This window comes from Roseovarius sp., from assembly GCF_018066915.1.
Taxonomy (GTDB): Bacteria; Pseudomonadota; Alphaproteobacteria; order Rhodobacterales; family Rhodobacteraceae; genus Roseovarius.
The window spans coordinates 1-3,156 of record NZ_JAGPVV010000231.1 but is presented as its reverse complement, the minus strand read 5'-3'; the positions used below and the strand labels follow the sequence as shown (position 1 = coordinate 3,156).

The 3,156-nt window shown below is 62.0% G+C and carries 4 protein-coding genes; 2 read left to right on the top strand and 2 right to left on the bottom strand.

Features of this window, described 5'->3' with window-relative positions; genetic code table 11:
* Positions 1-180: 180 nt before the first annotated feature.
* Positions 181-468: an HU family DNA-binding protein gene (locus KBT70_RS12865; protein ID WP_296634064.1), complete on the bottom strand. Its 288-nt coding sequence runs from the start codon at positions 466-468 to the stop codon at positions 181-183.
* A 132-nt stretch (positions 469-600) separates the two neighbouring features.
* The gene (locus tag KBT70_RS12860) at positions 601-2,064 is read right to left on the bottom strand and encodes an AMP nucleosidase (protein ID WP_296634062.1); all 1,464 of its coding nucleotides are present in this window, start codon (positions 2,062-2,064) and stop codon (positions 601-603) included.
* A 77-nt stretch (positions 2,065-2,141) separates the two neighbouring features.
* Between KBT70_RS12860 and KBT70_RS12855 the strand changes: the two genes are divergently transcribed.
* Both KBT70_RS12855 and KBT70_RS12850 read left to right on the top strand, forming a co-directional pair.
* Positions 2,142-2,585 carry a glyoxalase gene (locus tag KBT70_RS12855; RefSeq protein ID WP_296634059.1) on the top strand — a complete coding sequence of 148 codons (444 nt, stop codon included), beginning with the start codon at positions 2,142-2,144 and terminating at the stop codon, positions 2,583-2,585.
* The coding region (locus tag KBT70_RS12850; protein WP_296634057.1) for a class II aldolase/adducin family protein at positions 2,582-3,156 on the top strand (575 nt) is incomplete at its 3' end. The genes KBT70_RS12855 and KBT70_RS12850, both read left to right, overlap by 4 nt.

Here is a 3,156-nt window from a genome sequence, read left to right as displayed (position 1 = left end):
TGACCGAGGCCGCCGCTGCCCATGCCCGCCTTGAATCGAGCGGGCATATCGGCAAGATCGTCCTCAAGGTGGCGTGACCCGCCCGACGACCACGGCAAATAAAAAGCCGCCCCATTGGGCGGCCCTTCTGGTCTCTGGCTATGGCTGGCTTTGCGAATGGTGCGCCAGCATGGCCGGGGATCAGCCGTTGACGCTGTCCTTGAGGGCCTTGGCAATGGTCATCTTGACCACCTTGTCGGCCTCTTTTTTCATTTGCTCGCCGGTGGCGGGGTTGCGCACCATACGCTCGGGGCGCTCGCGGCAATAGATCTTGCCAATTCCGGGCAGGGTCACGGCACCGCCTGCGGATACTTCACGGGTGATGATCGCGATCACGGCATCGAGTGCGCTGCCTGCGGTCTTCTTGTCGCTGCCCATTTCGTCGGACAGAGCGGCGACGAGTTGGGTCTTGGTCATCGGTTTTGCCATTTTATGGTCTCCTTGCAACTGCCCGTCTCTTGGGCCTCATGCGCGCGATTAAACGCCATGATGTGGCTAAACACAACGCCTAGTGGGCAAAAGCAAGCTCTTTTGCTGGATTTTGTGCGGATTTCCGTCGGGTCAAAGGAACGCTGTCTCTTCAAAACTGCGCAATTTGCGGCTGTGGATGCGTTCGAGCGGCATCCGTCGGAGTGATTCCATCGCGCGAATCCCGATCATCAGGTGACGTGAGACCTGTGATTTATAGAACTCCGAGGCCATGCCGGGCAGTTTCAACTCGCCCTGCAAAGGCTTGTCCGAGACACAAAGCAGCGTGCCATAGGGCACCCGGAACCGGAACCCGTTGGCGGCAATCGTGGCGCTTTCCATGTCGAGGGCTATGGCCCGCGATTGGCTGAGGCGCTGCACCGGCCCCGATTGCTCGCGCAGTTCCCAGTTGCGGTTGTCCACACTGGCCACGGTCCCGGTGCGCATCACGCGCTTGAGGTCGAACCCCTCCAACTGCGTCTCTGCAGCCACCGCCTCTTGCAGGGCGATCTGGATTTCGGCAAGCGCGGGGATGGGCACCCAGGCGGGCAGATCGGCATCGAGCACGCGATCCTCGCGCAAATAGGCATGCGCCAGAACGAAATCACCCAAGGATTGCGAATTGCGCAGACCCGCGCAATGGCCCACCATCACCCAGGCATGGGGCCGCAACACGGCGATGTGGTCGGTCGCGGTCTTGGCATTGGAGGGACCCACCCCGATATTGACCAGCGTGATCCCAGACCCATCCGCCCGCTTGAGGTGATAGGCGGGCATCTGCGGCAAACGCTCGGGCGCGGGCAAGGGGTCATCCGGCCCGCTGATCTCGGCATTGCCGGTGCTGACAAAGGCGGTATAGCCGCTTGTGCTATCGGCCAACATGCGCCGGGCATAGGTCTCGAACTCCGAGACATAGAACTGGTAATTGGTGAAGAGCACGTAATTCTGGAAATGCACCGGATCGGTCGCGGTGTAATGCGTGAGGCGCGCCAGCGAATAATCGACCCGTTGCGCGGTAAAGGGGGCCAGCGGTGCCGCCCCGTCCAGCCCCGGTGTCCATGTGCCATTGACGATATCGTCATTGGTGGTCGCGAGATCGGGCACATCAAAGTAGTCGCGCAATGTGAACTCGGCCGCCCCCTCCTGCGGCACACTCAGCCCCGCATCGCCTGCGACGGCGAAATGCACCGGCATCGGTGTGTCGGAGGGGCCGATCGTCACCGCGACGCCATGGTTGACCAAGAGCAAGCCGATCTGCTGCTCCAGATAGGCGCGAAAGAGGTCCGGGCGCGTGATCGTTGCGGCATAGGTGCCGGGGTTGGAGACATGGCCGAAACTGAGCCGGCTATCGACCTTGGCATAGGTCGCGGTGGTCAGGCGAATTTCGGGATAAAAGGCGCGCACGCGGCCCTGCGGCAGATCCCCGGCCAAGGCCCGCGCAAAGGCGTCACAGAGATAGCCCGTGCTCGCTGCGTAAAGCTGACAGAGCCGGTCTACCGCCGCGCGCGCCTCTGTGAACGCCTCCGGGGCGATCTCTTGCGGGGTCTTGATGCTCATGCCTGTCTCCTGCGCCATGGTCTCAGGTTGACACGCGCCGGGGGCATGATCAAGCTGCGGTCAAAGGGGGCGCGCCCATGGATTATGAAACCATCACGCCAGAAGAGTTCGGGGCGCGCCTGCGCGGGTATGGCCTCAATCTGCTGGTGCGAGATGTGCGGGGCGAGGCGGCGTTTCTCGTCAGCGTCTTTGGCATGACCGCCCACCGGCTCAGCGCGGATTTTGCGATCATCGTCTATGGCGATCAGGTGATGCAATTGCATGCCGATCACACCTATTCCGCAAACCCGATCCTTGGTCTAGTGCCCGCGAGCCCGCCGCGTGGGGCCGGGGCATCCATTCACCTCTTTGACACAGATCCCGACACCGCCGCCGCCCACGCCGAGGGTGCAGGCGGCATGATCCTGCAACCGCCTACAAACAAACCGCATGGGCTGCGCGAATGCTGCATCCTGTGCCCTGATGGTTATGCGTGGGTCGCCTCGCGGCCCCTGACCGAGACTGAAAGGAACGCGACATGAACGTGACCAACCTGCGCCCCAACATGGACCACTGGCAAGAGCGGGTCGACCTTGCTGCGGCCTTTCGCTGGACCGCGCGCCTCGACATGCACGAGGCGGTTGCCAATCACTTCAGCCTCTCGATCAATGACGACGGCACGCGGTTCCTGATGAACCCCAACCAGATGCACTTCGCTCGTATCCGGGCCAGTGACCTCATCGTGGTGGATGGCAATGATCCCGAAACGCTGGAAGGGCCGAACGCGCCTGATCCCACCGCTTGGGGCCTGCATGGTGGGCTGCACCGGCATTGCGCCCATGCCCGTTGCGCCATGCATGTCCATTCCATTCATGCCACGGTTCTGGCCAGTCTCGCCGATAGCCGCCTACCGCCCATCGACCAGAATTGCGCCACCTTCTACAATCGGCATGTGGTGGATGAGAGCTATGGTGGGCTGGCATTCGAGGATGAGGGCGCGCGCTGTGCGCGGCTTTTGACCAACCCGCGCCACAAGGTGCTGATCATGGGCAACCATGGTGTGATGGTCATTGGCGACAGTGTCGCGGACACTTTTAACAGGCTCTATTACTT